This window comes from Pseudarthrobacter sp. TRD_SC_9, from assembly GCF_055361265.1.
The window spans coordinates 1,659,277-1,679,144 of the sequence record NZ_CM143956.1; the positions used below are offsets into that span (position 1 = coordinate 1,659,277).

Genomic DNA, 19,868 nt, shown 5'->3' on the forward strand with positions numbered 1-19,868 from the left:
GGCGCAGTTTTGCTAAGGGAACTAAACCACTGTCAGGGTGATGACCGAGCCCTCGGGGAGTTCCTTATTTCCGGGTTCCTGTGCGCGGACAGTGCCGAACAATCCGCCCAGGACCTCGTTGATTCTGACGTCGAAGCCCAGTCGCCTGAGCTCGGCCGCGGCCACGTTGGCCTGCTTGCCCACGAAATTGGGTACTTTCACCATTTTCGGTCCCTTGGAGATGGTCAGTTCCACTGTTCCACCACGCACCAGGGTGCCATTGGCCGGCGACTGCGCCACCACGTTGTCCTCGGGCACGTTCCGGTCATTGACCTCGTTCACTACCTCGGCTTCGAGGCCAACGGCCTCGATTGCGTCCTCCGCAGCGTCCTTCTCCATCCCCGTGACGACCGGGACCGCGATGGGTTCCGGTCCCTTGGAAACCGTCAGGGCAATGGGAGTGCCGCGGCGGACTTCGGTGGCGGGCGCCGGGTCCTGGCTAAGGACGGTCCCCGCAGGCACAGTCTCATTGAAGACCTCGGTGACAGGCCCCAGTGCCATTCCCATGCTGTTAAGCGTGGATTTTGCCTCATCCAGCGAGCCGCCGGTTAGATCTTCAAGCGGGAACAGCTGCGGGCCCCGGGAGACGATCAGCGAGATCAGTTCGAAGCGCCGGATTTCAGTACCCCCGGGCGGTTCCGTGCCGATAACGTGACCCAAGGGTACGGCGTCGTCAAAGGCACGGGCGGTGCTGTACTGGAAGCCTGCTTCGGTAAGCTCGAGCTTAGCGGCGTCCTCTGTTTTGTTGACCAGTTGGGGGATGACGCCAGGAGAGCCGGGTCCCATTCCGAAGAACCAACCAGCTCCAGTAGCCAGTGCGGCCACCAGGATCAGGACAATAACCCAAAGCACCCCACGACGGCGGGGGTTTCCTTCGCGGAGGTTCCGCACCGGCGTGGCGGCTGCTTTGGAACGGGCCTTGTCCTCTTCCCGGGCAGCCTTCTTTTGCGCGCGTTTGCCCAGCGGTCGCCGGGGGTCCGGAGCAAGCGGCGGTTGTCCTGCGTACGGGCCGGGCCAGCCACTACCTGCACCCATGTCGGATGGCGGCACTTGTGGCCCGGATACACCCGGCCTCTCGGATTGTCCGTGAACAGACTCGATCTGTGCGGTGGGGTACTCCCTTGGGAGGTAGGGGGCGCCTGCCCTCACGGCGTTGGCGGGGAAGATAGCCGTGGGATTGCTGGTGGCAGAGATGACTTCGGTGTGTTGCTGCGGTTCCGTTCCGGGCGGCCGGGATGGAGCGGGGGGCATGGCGCGGCTTGGGGTCTGGACAGGTTTGGCTACCTGGTGGCCGGCCGTCGCGGCGGCAGGCTGGGCGTCGAGTTCCTCGTCTGTCAGGCGCGTGCGGATGTGGCTTAGCTCCTCGAAGAGAGCCAGCCCGTCTACCGGGCGGTTTTCGGGATCGTTAGCCGTGCACCACTGAACCAGCTCGTCAACGTCTGCGGCCAGCCCCGGCACCAGCTGCGACGGCGGCGGGACCACGCCGTTAACATGCTGGTAGGCCACCTGGATGGGGACATCGCCCTGGAAGGGCTGCCGGCCTGTGAGCATTTCGTACAGCATGATTCCCGCAGAGTAGATATCGCTGCGCGCGTCTGCCGGCTTGCCGAGCACCAGCTCAGGGGAAATGTAGGCAACGGTGCCCAGCAGCGCGCCCGTGCTGGTGGATGTGGTCACAGCGCGGGACAGGCCGAAGTCGCCAATCTTGATCCGGCCGTCCTTGGCAATGAGTACATTCTCCGGCTTGACGTCCCGGTGAATAAGACCGGCCAGGTGGGCAGCACCCAGCCCTTCGACGACAGGGCTTATCAGCGCGAGTGCCAGCCGCGTGGTCAGCCCGCCTTTCTCGGTAATCACGTCACGCAGGGTGTGGCCGTCAATGTACTCCATGACCAGATACCCCGTGTTGCCGTCATGGCCCTGGTCAAGCATTCCAACAACGTGGGGGTGGGACAGCCTTGCTGCCGCCTTCGCTTCACGCCCCAGCCGGTCCAGGAAGTTCTGGTCGTGGGCCAGATGCGGGTGCAGAACCTTCAGCGCAACGTCACGGTCAAGTCGGAGGTCCGTGGCCAGGTAGACAGTGGACATGCCGCCGCGGGCAATGCGGGAGCGGATGGCATAGCGATGATCCACTGCCGTTCCCACCAGGCTGTCATAGAGGTTTTCCTGCACCTTACGATCCTAATCCTGACTGGATCAGGGCCCCAGCCGACAGACGGGCCCGGACCGTATCGTTATTGTTCCGCTGCACCGGCCGGCAAGCGATGGACGGGCCGATCAACCTTTGTGGCAGGCGGCCCGCCCCGACGGTTACTGGAAGTTTTTCTGGTGCGCCAGGATGGCTGCCACGTAGGCCTTCGTGTCGTCGTACATGCCGTTCTTGCTGACCGAGTACTGCCCCTGGTAGTAGCCGGCGATCGCATTTTCCATGCCGTTGCTGGTGGCCAGCAGCCTGCTGATAATGGCAACGCCGGCCGTGGCGTTGTCGTGGGGATCGAGCAGGTTCAGGCGGCGGCCCACCATGTCTGAGGCCCATTCCCCGGAACTGGGAATCACCTGCATGGTGCCGATGGCGTTTGCCGGCGAAACGGCGCGCTGGTTGAAGCCCGATTCCTGGAAGGCGAAGGCCAGTGCCAGCGAAGGATCCACACCCATGGAGCGGGCTGTGCTTGCGACGATCGCGCGCATCTCGTCCCGGCTGGGAACTGGTGAGGCATTGAGGAGTGCCTTATTCTCGTTCGCCGAACTCACGACGGCTGCGGGGTACTCGAAGCCCAGGAAGGAACTGGGAACCAGCGGCGCTACGGTGGACGCCGGCTGAAGCGGGGCGACGGCGGGGGCGGCACCGCCGGCAGGCGAGACCTTGATCTGCTGGCCGGGGTGGATGAGTTTGGTGGCTGAGAGCTGGTTCCAGCTCAGCAGATCAGACAGGGACACGCCATGCTTAGCGGCGATGCCGGACAATGTGTCCCCGGCGCGGACGGTGTAGCTGGCGGCCCCGGCGGGGGCGGGGGCCGGCGTGGGCGCCGGCGCGGCTGTTGGTGCGGGTCCGGGTACCGGCGCGGATGCTGGCGCTCCCGGCTGGCTGGATACCTTGATCTGCTGGCCCGGGTGGATGAACTTCGCGGGTGAGAGCTGGTTCCAGCTCAGGAGGTCGGACAAGGACACCCCGTGCCTGGCAGCGATGCCACTTAGTGTGTCCCCGGCGCGGACGGTGTAGCTGGCGGTCCCGGCTGGCGCCGGCGCTGCCGTTGGGGCGGCTGTTGGCGCCGTCGTCGAGGACCCGGGCTGGCCGGTGAGCTTAATCTTCTGGCCCGGATAGATCAGCGTGTTGGGCGAGAGATTGTTCAGGGACAGTACTTCGGCTGTGTTCAGGCCGAATTTCGCGGCAATGGCCGTTACTGTATCGCCACGGACCACCGTGTAGTCGCCAGGGGTGGAGGGCGCGGCCGGCAGGAAGGCCTTGGGCAGGGCAGAAGAGACGGCAGACGCGGGAATAGTCGTCTTTGCGACTGCAGCCTGGGTCTGCGCCTTGATTGCCGCATTGAGCGAGGCGGGCAGCGACCGGGCCGGTGACTGGGCCTGGGCAGGCTGGGCCAGCGCCAGGGAGGAAAGCATCACGGCGGGAAGGGCAGCGGTAGCCGCGGCCATGAGGGGCAGACGTGGACGGTTCGGCTGTTGGGGCAGACGTGACGGGGTCATGGAAGGAGGTTCCTCTTCTCGGCCGGGCTGCTGCTGGCACGTGTTGGTGACTGGTATCTTCGAGCGCGGGTTCGGGGCACTGCTGTTACTCATGTTACTGAAGTTGTTAAAGTGATTAATGTGAATGTCTCACGAATTTACCGCTAGCACAAGAATTGGCTTTCTGAAGAAATCCCTGATCAGGCGGTGTGTCGGGCTTTGACACGGCCCCAGCCGGGCTCCGACTAGGCGCCCGGGCAGGGGGCATGGCAACCTTATGTCGTGAGTAATATCGAAAGCCTTGTGGGCGAATGGCTGCCCCTGCCAGATGTCGCCAAACTCCTGAATGTTTCCATCACCCGGGTTCACAGCCTGTTGGATGAGCGGTCCCTCGCGGCTCTGCGCGTTGGCGACAGGAATATCCGTAAAGTTCCGGCCGCCTTCGTCCAGGACGGTGAAGTGGTGGACAGCCTTAGGGGAACTATCGTGGTGTTGTCGGACGCCGGATATTCAGATGAAGACCTCATCACCTGGCTGTTCACGCCTGACGAATCCCTGCGTGGAAGGCCCATTGATGCCCTCCGCGAGGGCCGCAAGACTGAAATCCGACGCCGCGCCCAGACGCTGGCCTGGTAGCAGCTTCGCCGTTCGGCTGGCCCAGCATCGCGAACCCACGGAAGCCGGCCCGGCTCTGACGGGCCGGCCGCCGCTCAGGAAGCGCGGCTGACGGAAGCCTCTGCCAGCTTTCGCAGTGCGGTACGGGAGAATTCATCCACCGGCATTTCCGCCAGGGCCGTCACGGCCGAATCGGCAAACTGGCTGATGAGCAGCTCTGTCGCTTGCAGTGCGCCGCAGTCCATAATGATCCGGCGGATCTCTTCCACATCTGTTGCATCGAGCTCAGGGCTCCCCAGTTTCTGGTCGATGAACGCCGACTCCGCTGGGTTGGCCTGCTCCAGGGCGAGGGCAACGAGAACTGTGCGTTTGCCTTCCCGCAGATCGTCACCGGCAGGCTTACCGGTGGTGATGGGATCGCCAAAGACTCCCAGGACATCGTCCCGCAGCTGGAAAGCTTCGCCCAGTGGCAGGGCAAAGGCCGAGTAGCCACGGAGAAGGTCGTCATGTGCCCCGGCCAGCGCACCGCCCAGCGCCAGCGGGTGCTCCGTTGAATACTTGGCGGATTTGAAGCGGATGATCGACTGCGCGCGTGTCACGGCCTGCGCCCGGTCCCGGACCGGTCCGGCCACTTCTTCCAGGATGTCAAGATATTGCCCGGCCATGACCTCCGCCCGCATGAGGTTGAAAATCAACCGGGCGCGGCTCCCTGAAGCGGCCCTGGGGCCGATGTCGGTAAAAGCCTCTTCACTGAAAGACAGGCAAAGATCGCCGGCAAGAATGCCGGCTGCCTGGCCAAACCGTTCACCGTCCAGCGCCCATCCCTGTTCCTGGTGCAGCTGGCCGAACCGCCGATGGACACTGGGGCCACCGCGGCGGGTATCCGAACGGTCGATGATGTCGTCGTGAATCAATGCCGCTGCCTGGAAGAGTTCCAGGGCCGCACCCGCGGTAACAATTTCCTCTGCATCGGCGCTGCCGCCGGCGCCCCGCCATCCCCAGTAGCACATCAGGGCTCGAAGCCGCTTGCCCCCGGTGACCAGGTTGGAGATGGAATCCATAATGGGATCGATGTCGGGGGAGATGGCAGACATAATCTCGTGGCGGCCTGCCAGGAACCCGCGCAGCCTGGCTGCCACTGCTGCGACGTAATCCGCTTGCTCAACGAGGAGCTGTTCGGCCGCCGTCACTTGATGGACTCCGGCGCGACGTTCGCGCCGAGGGTGAAAGTAGACGTGCCGCCGGCTTCGACCACAGCAAGGTTGATGGTCTCGTTGGTGCCGCGGATAAAGTCCTTTGACGCCACGCTTCCGACGGACTCTCCTGGAACGGCTGTAAAGCCCTGCCCCCCGATGGCTGCAGTGTAGAACTCGACGACGGCGGCAGGCTGCCCCGGAATGCTGGCCACCAGGGCCGCGTTGGCAGGGACCGATGACTTGTCGAAGCTGCTGGAAACGACGGTTGCCCCAGGCATCAGCGGCAGCAGGGCGGTCGGGAAACCTTCGACGACGGTCCCCACTGTTGCGGAGGCAGTGGGTTGTCCGCCGTCCCCCTTTTCTGTGGCCGGGACGGGGAGCGGGTCCACGGACGTTGTGGCGGACGGCGCCGGAGAGGATGATTGAACCGGGCCGCCGGACGTGCAGGCGGTTAGCGCCAGGACGGCCCCCGTGGCGAGCAGCACCACGCGAAGCGGCGCCTTCATACCAATAGTCGTCACAGGGCAGTTCCTCCTGGAGTTGTAAAACGGAAGTTGAAAAACGGGATACTGCCTCCAGTTTAGTCAGTCCCCCAACATAGGATTGCAGCGTGCGCGTAGATAGGGATAGAAGCGGAAAGATCGGCAGGGTGCAGGAGGGTAGCGTCGGCCTGCCATCGGCGCCGGCCGGGCCGGGCCCCCGCAGCGCCATCCTGCACGTGGATATGGATGCATTTTTCGTTTCGGTTGAACTTCGCAGCCGCCCGGAGCTGCGCGGCAAACCCATCATCGTGGGGTTTCCCGGCGAACGCTCGGTGGTGTTGTCCGCCTCGTATGAAGCGCGCTCTTCGGGCGTGAAATCGGCCATGCCGATGGCCGTAGCTGTCCGGATGTGCCCGCAGGCCCTCGTGATTGAACCCCGCCACGGCCTCTATTACGAGGTCTCCGCCCAGTTAATGTCGCTCTTTGAATCCATTACGGACCTGGTTGAGCCGTTGAGCGTGGATGAGGCCTTCCTGGACGTCAGCGGCGCCATCCGCCGGCTTGGTCCTCCTGCGGAGATCGGGGCCCTTATCCGGCGCCGGGTGTCCAGCGAGCTGGGGATCACCGCTTCGGTAGGAATAGCCGTCAACAAATTCGTGGCAAAGATTGCCTCAACCCGCTGCAAGCCGGACGGGCTGCTGGTGATCGAGCCTGAACAAACTGTGCAGTACCTGCACTCCCTTCCGGTGGGAGCCCTCTGGGGCGTGGGTGAAAAGACCGCCCAGGTGCTGGCACGGATGGGGATCAGGACTGTCGCGGATGTTGCTGCCACACCGGCCCCGTCCCTCAAAAGGGCACTGGGCGCCACCGGAGAGCACATCCACCGCCTTGCCTGGGGGATCGACTCCAGACCGGTCAGCCCCATCAGGGAAGAAAAGAGCATCGGGGCCGAAGAGACATTTATCATGGACACGGTAGATGACGTCCTCCTCCACCGCGAGTTGCTTCGGCTTGCCCACCGCACTGCGTCGAGGCTGCGTAGTTCCGGAATGCTGGCAAGGACCGTGGCTCTGAAGCTCCGCTACTCCGACTTTTCGACTGTTACCCGGAGCCGGACTGTTCCCACACCCATTGACAGCGCACAGCTGGTCTATGAAGTGGCCGTCCAGTTGCTGGCCGGCCTGGGCGCGCGTCCCCTGGCCGTCCGGCTGGTCGGGGTGCGTGCGGAGCAGCTTGAGCCCAAATCACACACAGCCCTGCAACTCAGCCTTGACCGTCGGGACGATAACTGGCGGGCGGCCGAGGAAGTCCTGGATGAGGTGACCCGGCGTTTCGGCACCAAATCGGTCCTCCCGGCGAGGCTGCTGGACGCCCCTGGCGAGGCCTGCTGACTTCCTGGAGGGCAGTCCTGGCACATTGAACCGCCAGTGTCTTTCAGTTCCGGCCCGGACAAACTATCCTTAGTTGTACATAGATTTTCGAACGTTTGGACATGGTTCAGGGGCTGTCGCAATTGGGGCTGCTGCTTTTGAGTCCGGGCGTACTTTGGTTAGTTTCGCCAGTGACGGCGGCGGCGGAACCAAGTAGGGTGGCCGGGCGTTAGAGAAGTGGAAGTGTTTGCTGGGCCTGGCCGGACGTTGGCCTACATAAAGGAGGTCGTGATGCCGCTCTCGGAGCACGAACAGAAGCTGCTGGAACAGCTCGAGAAGCAACTGCATGAGGACGATCCCAAGTTTGCCAGTTCCATGGGGTCCGATCCTTCCCGCACGTGGTCAACGCGGCACATCATCATGGGTGTGTTCTGTGCCTTGGCCGGAATCTTGTTGCTGCTCGTCGGCGTAACCATACAGAATATTTTCGTCGGTGTCCTCGGGTTCATCATCATGGGCGCAGGCGTTTATTTCGCGACCCTCCGTAGCTCTGCTGGCAAATCCGGTAAGGATGCCGGACGCTCCGCCAAGGGTGCCAAGCAGCGCAGCTCGTTTATGAGCAGCCTCGAGGAACGCTGGGACGAAAGGCGCCGCGGCGAACCCTAGGCCCACGCTCCACTTTCCTCCCTGGACGTCCCGCCCTACTTGCCAACAGGCATCGAATGACCCGCTTCGGCGGGTCATTCGCCATTTAACGGGCCCTTTCGGCACTCTCAGGCTTCCAGATGTCGAGGAAAGGCGCCTGAGCCCTCCACTTCCCACCACCGACTTTTGCCCAGTGCCCGCGCGGATTTGTTGCGCCTTAGTGCAGCCATTTGCTCCGTGTCGCGTTGACTGGGGAGGAAAGTGGAGTAATGTGGAGGACATAAGAGGGTAGTGGCAGCGCAGGAGTGCAATCCCTGACATCAGACGGGCGGTGGGCCAGTGTTTTTGGGCACTCATTCGCCGCGGCTTGATGAGAAGGGGCGGATTATCCTGCCGGCCAAGTTCCGCGAGGAACTTGCGGCCGGTTTGGTCCTGACCAGGGGCCAGGAGCGTTGCATCTACGTCTTCAGCGAGAAGGAATTCGCGCGGGTACACGAGCAAATGCGGGAGGCGCCCATCTCTTCCCGGCAGGCCCGTGACTATATCCGCGTCTTTCTTTCTGGAGCCTCTGACGAGGTACCCGACAGGCAGGGGCGGATAACCATTCCGCCCGCGCTAAGGGAGTACGCAGGATTGGGGCGCGAGCTGGCCGTTATCGGAGCCGGAACGCGCGCTGAGATCTGGGATGCCCAAGCCTGGAGCCAGTACCTCGCGGAGCAGGAAACTGCCTTCTCCGAAACCGACGACGCTATTCCGGGGATCCTGTGATCACCGCGGGCAGCCCGCCGAAAGGTTCTTGAATGGGATCTCCAGCCGCCCATCCAACGTTCCACCTGACTCACTTCCCCGGAGCCAGGCGGACGCGGGGGATAGGCGCGGATGGGGATCCGGTTTAAGAACCAGCTCAGTGTCCAGAATTCCACTTCACCGAGTCGACAGGAGGACGAAGGCATGACAGACCAGCCCAAGCCAACGTCCGAACGCCATGTACCGGTCCTGCGGGACCGGTGCATCAATTTGTTGGCTCCCGGATTCGAGGCTGCACGGAAACGGGCCGAGACGCCCGTAGCGATCGACGCAACGCTCGGTATGGGCGGCCACTCGGAGGCTATGCTCCAGCGCTTCCCGGACCTGCACCTGATCGGCATTGATCGCGACGAAGAAGCCCTTGCGCTGGCAGGGGCCAGGCTGGCTCCTTATCAGGAACGGACGGACCTGGTCCACGCCGTTTACGACGAAATCGAAGACGTACTGGACGATCTTGGCTTTGCTGAAGTCCACGGCGTCCTGATGGACCTTGGCGTATCCTCCCTGCAACTGGACGAGCGCGAGCGTGGCTTCGCGTACTCCTTCGACGCACCGCTGGACATGCGTATGGACACCAGCCGGGGGCAGACTGCGGCGGACGTGGTTAACAACTACAGCGAAGAAGACCTGGTGCGGATTATCCGAACGTGGGGCGAGGAGAAGTTCGCGGGCCGGATTGCCAACCGGATAGTCTCTGCGCGCGCCTCACGGCCATTTACTACCACCGGCCAACTGGTGGACGTCATTCGGGCCGTCGTTCCCGCCGGTGCCGCCAAGTCCGGCGGACATCCGGCCAAAAGGACCTTTCAGGCTCTCCGCATCGAGGTCAATGAAGAACTGGATGTCCTTCAGCGGGCGGTGCCCGCTGCGGTCGCTGTGACGGCGCTCGGCGGACGAGTAGTGGTGATGTCATACCACTCACTGGAAGACAAGATTGTTAAGTCCGTGTTCCAGGCCGGTTCCAGGTCCTCCGCACCGTTGGGCTTTCCGGTGGAACTGGAGGAACACAAAGCGCATCTGAAAACCCTGACCAAGGGGACTGAAGTGCCCACTGCGGCAGAAATCGAAGAGAACCCGCGTGCCGCGTCAGCTCGGCTGCGCGCCGTCGAACGGATCAGGCCCGGGAGGTCCGCATGAGCTCAGCAGCAGCACCAAACTTGCCCCTGTCTGCAGGCGGCAGCCCCCGCAGCCTGGACCCGGGTCGCCGCCGGGAGCGCACCCCGCTCTCCGTTGTCCGGTCGGTGCCACGGAAGCGCCGCACACCTTTTGTGGTGATGTGCTTTGCTATGTTGGCGTTTGCCCTGGTGACCGTTCTCGTCCTGAATATTCAGGTCTCCTCAGCGCAGTACAGCCTGGTTCAACTCAAAAGCACGCAGTCCACCCTGACGAAGGAAAATCAGGAGTTGGCGCAGCAGGTGCAGAACTTTGAAGCTCCACAGAACCTGGCTGCCAAGGCCACCCAGTTGGGTATGGTTGCTTCCCCAAACAAGGGCCAGATTGACCTTTCCACGCTTAAGGTCACCGGAAAGGCCACTCCGGCAGCGTCCGGGGCTCCGGCCGGGGCAGTCATCCCGGCTCCGGCCGTCGCCGGACAACTCAGCGTCGTACCGCCCGCCACATCGGGTGAACCCCTGGAGAACCGGACTCCTGCTGAGGCGTCGGGACCGGCTGACGCCGCGCCGGAATCTCCGGAGGTGCCGGCAACGGGTGCTGCAGCGGAGGCAGGGGCCGCGGCAGAAGCTCAGCCCCCCGCGGCGCCGGCGCCGGCTGTCGAATTGAACGGCGGCTCGGTGCCGGCACCGGAACAGCGGACCCCAGGACAGTAACCAACGATCGGCCCCACCAGGCAGCAAGGGATAATCGTGGCGCAAGATACCGGCAAACCTGGAGCATCAGGAAAGAAGCCGCGGCTGTCCGCCACTGCGTGGCAGGCCAAACCGCTGGGCAAGGCAAGGACTGCAACCGGATTCAAGGCCGAACAACGCAAAGCCAACGCCCGTTCGAGTGGTCGTCCCCAGCCTCCGGGGGCAAGCGGTCGCCTGCGCTTGGGACTGGGAATCATGTTGGTCCTCCTCCTGGTGGTGGGTGGAAGGTTGTTCATGGTGCAGGGGCTGGACGTGGGTGGGATGGCTGAAGCGGCGTTGAAAAACCGCCTGCAGCCTGCCGTGCTCCTGGCCGAACGTGGCAGCATATTGGACGCGGATGGAACCGTGCTGGCCAACAGCGTGATCCGCTACAACGTAGTAGTGGACCAACTCCGTAACACTGAAAATGACTCGTTCTACAGGCTCACCGACGAGGGCGAACTGGTGGAGGTCAGCCGCGACCAGGGCATCGGGGAGCTGGCAGCACTCCTGGGTTTGAAAGTGGAGGACGTCCGCCAGGCAGTGACAGGGGAGTCCCGCTACACCATCCTGGCCAAGGACGTGGAGCCGGACGTGGAAGCCCGGATTTCCAAGCTGCGTATACCGGGCCTGGTCACTGAAGGCGTCAGTAAGCGCGTCTATCCCAACGGGTCGGTAGCCGGCGGCATCGTCGGTTTCCTGGTAGACGGAACCACCGGCCAGGCGGGCCTGGAGCAGACTCAGGATGAGGTGCTTCGAGGAAAGGACGGTGAACGGCTGTTTGAAATCGGCGCCGACGGGCTCCGGATTCCGGTGGGCATTGACGAACTGACGCCGGCAGTAGACGGCAAGGACGTCAAACTGACCTTGAACGCGGATCTTCAGTACTTTGCTCAGCAGGCGATCCAGACGCAGAAGGAAGCGCTGGGTGCAGAGTGGGCCTCAATCGTTGTCTCGGAGATCAAGACCGGCAACATTATTGCGATGGCAGACACCAACGCTCCGGACCCAAACAATCCCGGTGCTGTGGACGCCAAGGACCGCGGCGTCCGGTCAGTCACAGCGGCGTATGAGCCCGGATCAGTGGAAAAGATGATGACCCTTGCAGCACTGATCGAGGAGGGCAAAGCGACGCCGTTGTCCGAGTACTCGCTGCCTTCCCACGAAATGAACTTCAACGGGCAGACTATCGGCGACTCATTCGAACACGGCCCGGAGAAGCGGACACTGGCAGGCATCTTGGGCTACTCCATGAACACCGGTACCGTGGCAGCCGGCCAGGCCCTGACCAAGGAACAACGTTATAACTGGCTGAAGAAGTTCGGCATAGGCGACGCTCCCGACATAGGGCTGCCCTCCCAGGCCTCAGGCATCCTCAGCTCATGGGAGCAGTGGGATGAGCGGCAGGAATTGACGGTGATGTTCGGGCAGGGCGTCTCCCAGTCGACCTTGCAGACTGTCCGCGCCTATCAGTCCATTGGGAATAACGGCGTTATGCTCCAGCCCAGGTTGATAGACAGCTACATTGGCCCGGATGGGACTGAGGAAAAGGTAGAGGCCAGGCCTGCACAACAGGTGGTGTCTGACGAAACGGCCCAGCAGGTCCAGGACATGCTGGAGAGCGCCGTAACCGAGGGCCGCATCAAGGACGCGGCTATCGATGGTTACCGCGTGGGCGCCAAAACGGGAACCGCCGAATCCCCGTGCGACAACGGCTTGGGGTTCTGCGGTTTTACGTCGTCGATTGTGGGAATGGCTCCCATGGACGACCCACAGTTTATTGTTGAGGTAGTGGTGCAACGGCCACAGCCCAAATTAACAACCTTCTCACTGGGGCCGGTGTTCCGGTCAGTGATGGGCCAGGTATTGCGGACACACAACGTCCAGCCGTCCACCGGAGAACCAGTGCGGCTCCCGCAGTTCGCCGAGTAGGCGGGGCCGGGCCTGCCAGGCGGGCTCTGCCCGCTTCCGCATTCCGGGCACAAGGTTCGTTTTTATCCAGCATGACCTGCCGCGGGGACTACCCCGCAGGCAGGGAAGTATGACTAGCGCCATCGGAGACCCTTTTGTCAGAACCTGTAACGCCCGGCACCAACGGACGCGGCCCATCCCCGGAAGCGGCGAAAGCCACAGCCCCTGAAGGCGAGAGCGGTTCCGCCTTCCGGCCTTCCTCCGTCCGCCCTGTCCCGCTGGCAGAACTGGCCGCTGCCGTCGGTGTGGAACTGACTGGCGCCACCGGTGCCGCCGCGGTTACGGGTATTTCCCTGAACTCCCGCACGGTGCAGCCAGGCGACCTCTATGTTGCCCTGCCAGGTGCCTCGCGTCATGGAGCCGACTTTGTGGCGCAGGCAGTGGAGCGGGGTGCCGCCGCCGTTCTGACTGACGACGCCGGTGCACGCATCCTTGCCCTGGACGAAGGCATACAGGTGCCGGTGGTGGTGGCCAGTGAACCACGCCGTGATGTCGGACGGCTCGCTGCCCGGATCTACCGCGGCCAGTCCAGCGAAAGTGACCTCCGGCTGTTCGCGGTCACCGGTACAAATGGCAAGACCACCACGACATACTTCATCAACTCACTCCTTCACGCACTGGGGCAGAAGCCGGGGCTGATCGGCACGATCGAAATCCTGGCGGGCTCCGCCCCGATCCCCAGCCTCCTTACCACGCCGGAGTCGCCGGACGTTCATGCACTCCTGGCTTTGATGGGGGAAAGCGGCCTCGATTCGGCGTCGATGGAAGTTTCCTCGCACGCGCTGCAATTCCATCGCGTGGACGCGGTGACCTTCGATGTTGCCGGATTCACGAACCTGACCCAGGATCACCTGGACCTGCACGGAACGCTCGAGGAGTACTTCCGTACCAAGGCGGAGCTGTTCACCCCGGCCAGGGCGCGGACGGCCGTTGTCACCGTGGATGATGCCTGGGGAAGGCAACTGGCCGGCCAGGCCGTGATACCTGTAGTGACACTTGCCACAGGATCCGGGGCAACGACTGCCGCCGACTGGACTGTTTCGACCCAGCGGCCCAGGGACCTGGGTACGGAGTTCACCCTGAGCGGGCCGGACGGGGTGGAACTGACAGTCCATTGCGGCCTCCCGGGTGCCTTCAACGTCTCCAACGCCGCCCTCGCCACCCTGATGGTGCTTGCCTCCGGCGTGGCTCCCGATGAGCTCCAGCGGGCGCTGGACACCCATGATCCCTTTATGGTTGCCGTCCCCGGACGGATGCAGCTGGTGGCAACCCGGCCCGCCGCCGTCGTCGATTTTGCACACAACCCCGACGCCCTTGCCCGGGCCCTGGAAGCCGTGCGTCCGCCCGCTGCCGAAGGGAAGCTGATTGTTGTCTTTGGCGCCACCGGCCAGCGGGACCAGGGAAAGCGGCCCGGCATGGGTGCCATTGCAGCCGCGGGCGCGGACGTTGTGATTGTCACAGACGATGATCCCCACGACGAGGATGCTGCAGCAATCCGCGCCGGCGTCCTTGCCGGTGCCATCAAGGCACGGTACGAGCAGAACCTCGGATGCGTGATCACGGAAATTTTCCCGCGCGCAGAAGCCATTCGTCGGGCCGTTGAACTGGCAGGCCCTCTTGACACGATTCTGGTGGCCGGTCGGGGGCATGAGGTGTGGCAGGAAGTCAAAGGAGTCAACCTGGCCCTCGACGACAGAGTTGAGCTGCGGGCTGCCTTGACAGCAAGGGGATTCAACGTTCTCCAAGACGAGCGGATAGAGTCCTAAACCGAGATGATTGCATTTACTGCGGCGGAAATCGCCGATATCACCCATGGCCGCCTCACTGCAGACCCGGCCGTTGTGCCGACGTCGATTGTGACCGACTCGCGGGAAGCGGGCGCTGGCGCGTTGTACGTGGCCAAGCCCGGCGAGCACGCGGACGGGCATGATTTTACCGCCGCCGCCTTCGAGCGTGGAGCAGTGCTGACGCTCTCCGAGCGGCCTGTCCCGTCGCCTGATGGCAGCGATTACCCCGCAGTGATCGTGCCCGACGCCGTGCTGGCCATGGGCGACCTTGCCCGCGAAGCCGTTCGACGCATCCGGGCGGAGCGCGCCGCAGCAGGCGGGGACTTCACGGTGATCGGCATTACGGGATCCGCAGGGAAGACCACCACCAAGGACCTCCTGGCCGGCCTGTTCTCCGCGGAGGGTCCCACCGTGGCTCCCCAGGGCTCCTATAACGGCGAGGTTGGCGTCCCGCTGACTGTTTTGGCGGCAGACGCGGACACCCGCTACCTGGTGATCGAAATGGGAGCTACACGAATAGGGCACATCCAGTACCTGGCCGGAATCGTCGCCCCTGACATCGGAGTGGTACTGGGCGTTGGCTCTGCCCACTCCGGCGAGTTCGGCGGCGTCGAAAACATTGCCAAGGCAAAGGGCGAGTTAGTCGAAGCCCTCGCCGAAGACGGTACGGCGGTGCTGAACCTCGATGACCAGCGCGTGGCGGCCATGGCATCGCGCACCCGGGCGAAGGTGCTGGGGTTCACTGCAATCCAGGATGCGGAACGAAAAACGCCGCTTCAGGACGACGCCTTCCTGCGGGCTGCTGCCGTTGATACAAACGACGCCGGCAATCCGGTTTTTGAGCTCTTCGTACCAGGCACCGTGGAATCGGTGGCCGTGACGAGCCAACTGATTGGCGTCCATCACGTGGCGAACCTCCTGGCCGCTGCCGCCGCCGCGCACGCAGCGGGGGTTCCTGCAGACCGGATCGCAATGGCACTGAGCAGCCAGGGGACCGCCAGCCGATGGCGGATGGAGCGCACGGAGCGTGCCGACGGCGTGACCGTCATCAACGACGCCTATAACGCCAACCCGGAATCGATGAGGGCCGCACTGCGTACCCTGGCGGACCTGGGCCAGGGACGCCGCACCTGGGCGGTCCTTGGCGCCATGCTGGAACTGGGGGAGGACTCCATCCGGGAGCACACTGCTGTGGGCACACAGGTGGTCCGGCTGAATATCTCGCGCCTCCTGGTAGTGGGCCGGGAAGCCCGGGCCCTCTATGTCTCCGCGGTCCAGGAAGGTTCCTGGGGCGACGAATGCATCTTCGCAGAAACCCTTGACGAGGCCTACCAAATCCTGTCAGCAGAACTTGCCGCGGGGGACCTTGTCCTCTTCAAGTCCTCCAATAGTGTTGGCCTGAGGCATTTGGGCGATCGGATAGCATTACCTCCACACGCCGAAGCTACAGCCCACGACGGGAGCGCCCTGCTGTGATTGCACTTTTGATTGGCGCCGGGCTGGCTTTGCTGCTGGCACTGGTAGGAACCCCGCTGTTCATCCGGCTCCTGGTCCGCAAAAGCTACGGCCAGTTCATCAGGGATGACGGACCCACCTCCCATCACACCAAGCGCGGTACACCCACCATGGGCGGAACCGTCGTGGTTGGCGCTGTCCTGCTGGGTTACGGACTGACGCACGTGATCATGTGGATGATTAATCCGCGCTCTCCCGGACCATCAGTCTCGGCGTTGATCCTCCTGTTCCTGATGGTCGGTATGGGTCTGGTGGGGTTCCTGGACGATTTCATCAAGATTTCCCGGCAGCGCAGCCTGGGCCTGAACGCCAAGGCCAAACTGATCCTGCAGGCGGCGGTGGGCATCATCTTCGCCGTCCTGGCACTGAACTTTCCCGATGAGGACGGCCTCACCCCCGCGTCAACCCGGATATCCCTTGTCCGCGATATTCCATGGCTGGACCTTGCCTTTGGCGGCACCGTGCTGGGCGCCATCCTGTTTGTCCTGTGGTCCAACCTGATCGTCACGGCAGCTACCAACGGCGTGAACCTGACCGACGGGTTGGACGGGCTTGCCGCCGGTGCTTCGGTAATGGTCTTCGGCGCCTACACCCTGATGGGAATCTGGCAGAGCAACCAGGCCTGCGGCTCACCCCGCCAGGCAGGTGGTGGCTGTTACACGGTGCGGGATCCCCTGGACCTGGCGCTGCTGGCTGCCATCATCAGCGCTGCACTCGTCGGATTCCTCTGGTGGAACACGTCACCGGCCAAGATTTTCATGGGCGACACCGGCTCACTGGCTATTGGCGGGGCAGTGGCCGGATTTGCCATTCTTTCGCGTACCGAACTGCTGCTCGCATTCATCGGTGGTCTGTTTGTCCTGATCACCCTTTCCGTCATCATCCAGGTGGGCTACTTCAAAGCAACTGGTGGCAAGCGCTTCTTCAAGATGGCGCCCTTGCAGCACCACTTCGAACTTAAAGGCTGGGCCGAGGTCACCGTAGTGGTCAGGTTCTGGATCCTCGGTGGCCTGTTCGTTGCCATGGGCCTGGGCATCTTCTATGCCGAATGGGTCGTCCTCCTGTGAACTCCGCCGGTATCGAAAGACTGAATGGCCTCACCAGCTGGGACGCCGACTGGGCAGGGCTGAAGGTAGTGGTCACGGGCATCGGTGTTTCCGGATTCGCCGCCGCCGACACCCTCATTGAACTAGGTGCCAGGGTAGTGGTGGCGGACGCTGCCACTACCGAACGGGCCAAAGCCCAGGCAGACACCCTGCGCATTGTGGGTGCCGCGGACGTCCTCCTCGGCGAGGACGCCGTCCAATCTGTCCCAAAGGTCGACGGCGAGTGGCCCGAACTGATCGTGACCTCGCCCGGGTGGCGTCCTGACCAGGCCCTGCTCGCCTCCGCAGCGCGCAGGCACATTCCGGTGTGGGGAGATGTGGAGCTGGCCTGGCGTGTGCGCGAACGGGCCGGCCGTAAGACCGCCGACTGGCTTTGCATCACGGGAACCAATGGCAAGACCACCACTGTGGGCCTCACCGAATCCATGCTTCAGGCCGCCGGCCTGAAGGCGATAGCGGTAGGAAACGTGGGCACGCCAATCCTCGACGCTTTGCGCGACCCCGTAGAGTACGACGTCCTAGCGGTGGAACTGTCCAGCTTCCAGCTTCACTGGGCGCATTCCCTGTCTCCGGTGGCCAGCGTTTGCCTGAACGTCGCCGAAGACCACGTGGACTGGCACGGTTCCTATGGTTCGTATCTGGCGGACAAGGCCAAGGTTTACGAACGTACCCAGAAGGCCTGCATCTACAACGCGGAGCAGATTGAAACCGAACGAATGGTGGAAAACGCCGACGTCGTCGAGGGCTGCCGGGCTATAGGCTTCACGACGCTCACTCCCGCCGTCAGCATGCTGGGTGTGGTCGAAGACCTCCTGGTGGACCGCGCCTTCATTGAACAGCGCAAGGACAGTGCAGCCGAGCTTGCCTCCATCCCGGACCTGGGGAGGGTAGCCCCGCGGCACATGGTGGCCAATGCCCTCGCCGCTGCCGCCCTCGTGCGCGCCTACGGGGTCGCTCCGGACGCCGTCAGGCAGGGGATCCGCAGCTACCTGCCCGGCGATCACCGTATCCAGCCCGTCGCCAGCGTGAACGACGTCCTCTGGGTCAACGACTCCAAAGCCACCAATCCGCACGCTGCTGCGGCCTCGTTGGCTTCTTTCAGCAGCGTGGTCTGGATTGCCGGTGGACTCTCCAAGGGCGTGAGCTATGACGACCTCGTGCGGGACCACTCCGGCCGGCTGAAGGGCGTTGTCCTGCTGGGCAAGGACCCGGCCCCGCTGCAGGAGGCGCTTCGGAGACACGCGCCTGATGTCCCGGTGATCACGGCTTCGGCGGGCCAGACTGAAAATATGCAGACTGCCACGACGGGCGTAGACCACGCTACGGCAACAGGTCTCGAGGATTCCGGTGAAGCGGTGATGACCCGGGCCGTTGCGGCAGCAGCGCAGCTTGCCGCACCAGGGGACATCGTCCTGATGGCCCCGGCGGCTGCATCAATGGATCAATTCTCTTCCTACGCTCACCGTGGTGACGCCTTCATCGAAGCTGTCCGCGAGCTGGTGGAAGGCCAGGCCCACACCGGCGAGGAGTGACGATGGCAAGCACTCCCACGAAGCGGGCCAGGGCGTACCCGATGGAGTGGTACCGGAATTTCTGGGCGGCACTGGAAGGTACCGGTACCTCCCGGAATGGCTCCACTTACTACCTGATCCTGGGTTCAGCGATCGCCCTCACCGCGATCGGCATCATGATGGTGCTGTCCGCCTCCAGCGTCGAATCCATTGCTGCCGGTGAATCTCCATACGGTGATGCCATCAAGCAGGGAATTTTCGCAATCGTCGGCCTGGTGGTGATGTTTATCCTGTCCCGCATCAATGTCACCTGGCTGAAGCGGCTCGCCTGGCCGGCCATTGGCTTGGCGTGCGTGCTCCTGGTCCTGGTGTTGCTGATTGGTAAAGACGTCAACGGAAACAGAAACTGGATCGAAGTCGAAGGATTTACGTTCCAGCCTTCAGAAGCGGCGAAGCTGGCCCTGGCACTGTGGATGGCCACCGTTTTGGCGCGGAAGGGCCGGCTCGTGGAGCGCGGCTGGCACGCCTTCATCCCGGTTGTTCCCGTTGCCGGAATAATCATTGGCCTGGTACTTGCGGGAAAAGACCTCGGAACCGTCATGATCATCGTCATGGTTGCCGCCGCGGCGCTGTTCTTCGCCGGAGTGCGGCTGTACTTCTTCGGCATAGCAGCCATCGCAGCGATCGTCGGGGTTTCTGTGATGGCGCTGACCAACGCCAACCGCGTGCGCCGCATCACCTCCTGGTGGACAGGCGAGGACGCCACCGATACCGACGCCAACTACCAGGCAATGCACGGCCTCTACGGCCTGGCGTCGGGGGGCTGGTTCGGCGTAGGGCTTGGGCAGAGCCGGCAGAAGTACAGCTGGATTCCGGAAGCCCACAACGACTTCATTTTCGCCATCATCGGTGAGGAACTCGGCCTGGTGGGTACCGGCGTCGTACTGATCTTGTTTGCCATCCTTGGCGCTGCCATCTACCGCGTGGTGGTGGCCCAGCAGGACCCCTTCCACCGCGTCCTCGCCGGCACCATCATGGTGTGGCTCCTCGGCCAGGCCACCGTCAACATGGCGGTGGTGACCGGCCTGATGCCGGTGATTGGCGTGCCGCTGCCCTTTATTTCATACGGCGGGTCGGCGTTGCTGATGTCGCTGTGCGCCATCGGTGTGGTCCTATCGCTCGCGAGGGAACAGATGGATCCAGTGCTCCGTTCGAGGCGCCTCCTGGGGTTTGGCAGCGCAGCAGTTGCAGGAACCGGGCCCGCGAAACAATCCACCGCAAGAAAGCGTAAGTAATCTC

16 protein-coding genes are annotated in these 19,868 nt (G+C 63.3%); 12 read left to right on the plus strand and 4 right to left on the minus strand.

Annotation, left to right across the window (positions count from 1 at the left end):
* Window positions 1-21: 21 nt before the first annotated feature.
* Together ACWA13_RS07775 and ACWA13_RS07780 are read right to left on the minus strand one after the other, a co-directional pair.
* Window positions 22-2,211 (minus strand): Stk1 family PASTA domain-containing Ser/Thr kinase, encoded by a 2,190-nt coding sequence (locus ACWA13_RS07775; protein WP_463937559.1) that lies wholly within the window; start codon window positions 2,209-2,211, stop codon window positions 22-24.
* A gap of 138 nt (window positions 2,212-2,349) precedes the next feature.
* Window positions 2,350-3,741 carry a LysM peptidoglycan-binding domain-containing protein gene (locus tag ACWA13_RS07780; protein WP_463937560.1) on the minus strand — a complete coding sequence of 464 codons (1,392 nt, stop codon included), beginning with the start codon at window positions 3,739-3,741 and terminating at the stop codon, window positions 2,350-2,352.
* A gap of 261 nt (window positions 3,742-4,002) precedes the next feature.
* On the opposite strand from ACWA13_RS07780, the gene ACWA13_RS07785 reads away from it, so the two are divergent.
* A complete protein-coding gene (locus tag ACWA13_RS07785) occupies window positions 4,003-4,356 on the plus strand; it encodes an Rv2175c family DNA-binding protein (protein WP_463937561.1) in 354 nt (117 codons plus the stop codon).
* A gap of 74 nt (window positions 4,357-4,430) precedes the next feature.
* On the opposite strand, the gene ACWA13_RS07790 is transcribed toward ACWA13_RS07785, so the two are convergent.
* Together ACWA13_RS07790 and ACWA13_RS07795 are read right to left on the minus strand one after the other, a co-directional pair.
* Window positions 4,431-5,525 (minus strand): polyprenyl synthetase family protein, encoded by a 1,095-nt coding sequence (locus ACWA13_RS07790; protein ID WP_463937562.1) that lies wholly within the window; start codon window positions 5,523-5,525, stop codon window positions 4,431-4,433.
* A complete protein-coding gene (locus tag ACWA13_RS07795; protein ID WP_463937563.1) occupies window positions 5,522-6,052 on the minus strand; it encodes a hypothetical protein in 531 nt (176 codons plus the stop codon). The genes ACWA13_RS07790 and ACWA13_RS07795 overlap by 4 nt, the downstream gene beginning before the upstream one ends.
* A gap of 128 nt (window positions 6,053-6,180) precedes the next feature.
* Between ACWA13_RS07795 and dinB the strand changes: the two genes are divergently transcribed.
* The 11 genes from dinB to ftsW all read left to right on the plus strand — a co-directional run bounded on the left by dinB (window position 6,181) and on the right by ftsW (window position 19,864).
* A complete protein-coding gene (gene dinB / locus ACWA13_RS07800; protein ID WP_463937871.1) occupies window positions 6,181-7,404 on the plus strand; it encodes a DNA polymerase IV in 1,224 nt (407 codons plus the stop codon).
* 270 nt (window positions 7,405-7,674) lie between these two features.
* Window positions 7,675-8,049, plus strand: a complete 375-nt coding sequence (locus ACWA13_RS07805) for a DUF3040 domain-containing protein (protein ID WP_463937564.1) — start codon at window positions 7,675-7,677, stop codon at window positions 8,047-8,049.
* 318 nt (window positions 8,050-8,367) lie between these two features.
* Window positions 8,368-8,796, plus strand: a complete 429-nt coding sequence (gene mraZ / locus ACWA13_RS07810) for a division/cell wall cluster transcriptional repressor MraZ (protein WP_463937565.1) — start codon at window positions 8,368-8,370, stop codon at window positions 8,794-8,796.
* Between the two features lie 183 nt (window positions 8,797-8,979).
* Window positions 8,980-9,972 carry a 16S rRNA (cytosine(1402)-N(4))-methyltransferase RsmH gene (gene rsmH, locus ACWA13_RS07815; RefSeq protein WP_463937566.1) on the plus strand — a complete coding sequence of 331 codons (993 nt, stop codon included), beginning with the start codon at window positions 8,980-8,982 and terminating at the stop codon, window positions 9,970-9,972.
* Window positions 9,969-10,661, plus strand: a complete 693-nt coding sequence (gene ftsL, locus ACWA13_RS07820; RefSeq protein WP_463937567.1) for a cell division protein FtsL — start codon at window positions 9,969-9,971, stop codon at window positions 10,659-10,661. The genes rsmH and ftsL overlap by 4 nt, the downstream gene beginning before the upstream one ends.
* 213 nt (window positions 10,662-10,874) lie before the next feature.
* On the plus strand, window positions 10,875-12,611 hold the full coding sequence (locus ACWA13_RS07825) for a peptidoglycan D,D-transpeptidase FtsI family protein (protein WP_463937872.1): 1,737 nt from the start codon (window positions 10,875-10,877) through the stop codon (window positions 12,609-12,611).
* Between the two features lie 134 nt (window positions 12,612-12,745).
* Complete coding sequence (locus tag ACWA13_RS07830; RefSeq protein ID WP_463937568.1) at window positions 12,746-14,416, plus strand: UDP-N-acetylmuramoyl-L-alanyl-D-glutamate--2,6-diaminopimelate ligase; 1,671 nt, start codon at window positions 12,746-12,748, stop codon at window positions 14,414-14,416.
* A 6-nt stretch (window positions 14,417-14,422) separates the two neighbouring features.
* On the plus strand, window positions 14,423-15,913 hold the full coding sequence (locus ACWA13_RS07835; protein WP_463937569.1) for a UDP-N-acetylmuramoyl-tripeptide--D-alanyl-D-alanine ligase: 1,491 nt from the start codon (window positions 14,423-14,425) through the stop codon (window positions 15,911-15,913).
* Window positions 15,910-17,019, plus strand: coding sequence for a phospho-N-acetylmuramoyl-pentapeptide-transferase (gene mraY / locus ACWA13_RS07840; RefSeq protein ID WP_463937570.1), 1,110 nt, complete (start codon window positions 15,910-15,912; stop codon window positions 17,017-17,019). The genes ACWA13_RS07835 and mraY overlap by 4 nt, the downstream gene beginning before the upstream one ends.
* Window positions 17,001-18,590 (plus strand): UDP-N-acetylmuramoyl-L-alanine--D-glutamate ligase, encoded by a 1,590-nt coding sequence (gene murD / locus ACWA13_RS07845; RefSeq protein ID WP_463937571.1) that lies wholly within the window; start codon window positions 17,001-17,003, stop codon window positions 18,588-18,590. Before mraY ends, murD begins: the two co-directional genes overlap by 19 nt.
* Before the next feature lie 2 nt (window positions 18,591-18,592).
* On the plus strand, window positions 18,593-19,864 hold the full coding sequence (gene ftsW / locus ACWA13_RS07850; RefSeq protein ID WP_463937572.1) for a putative lipid II flippase FtsW: 1,272 nt from the start codon (window positions 18,593-18,595) through the stop codon (window positions 19,862-19,864).
* The last annotated feature ends 4 nt before the right edge of the window (window positions 19,865-19,868 follow it).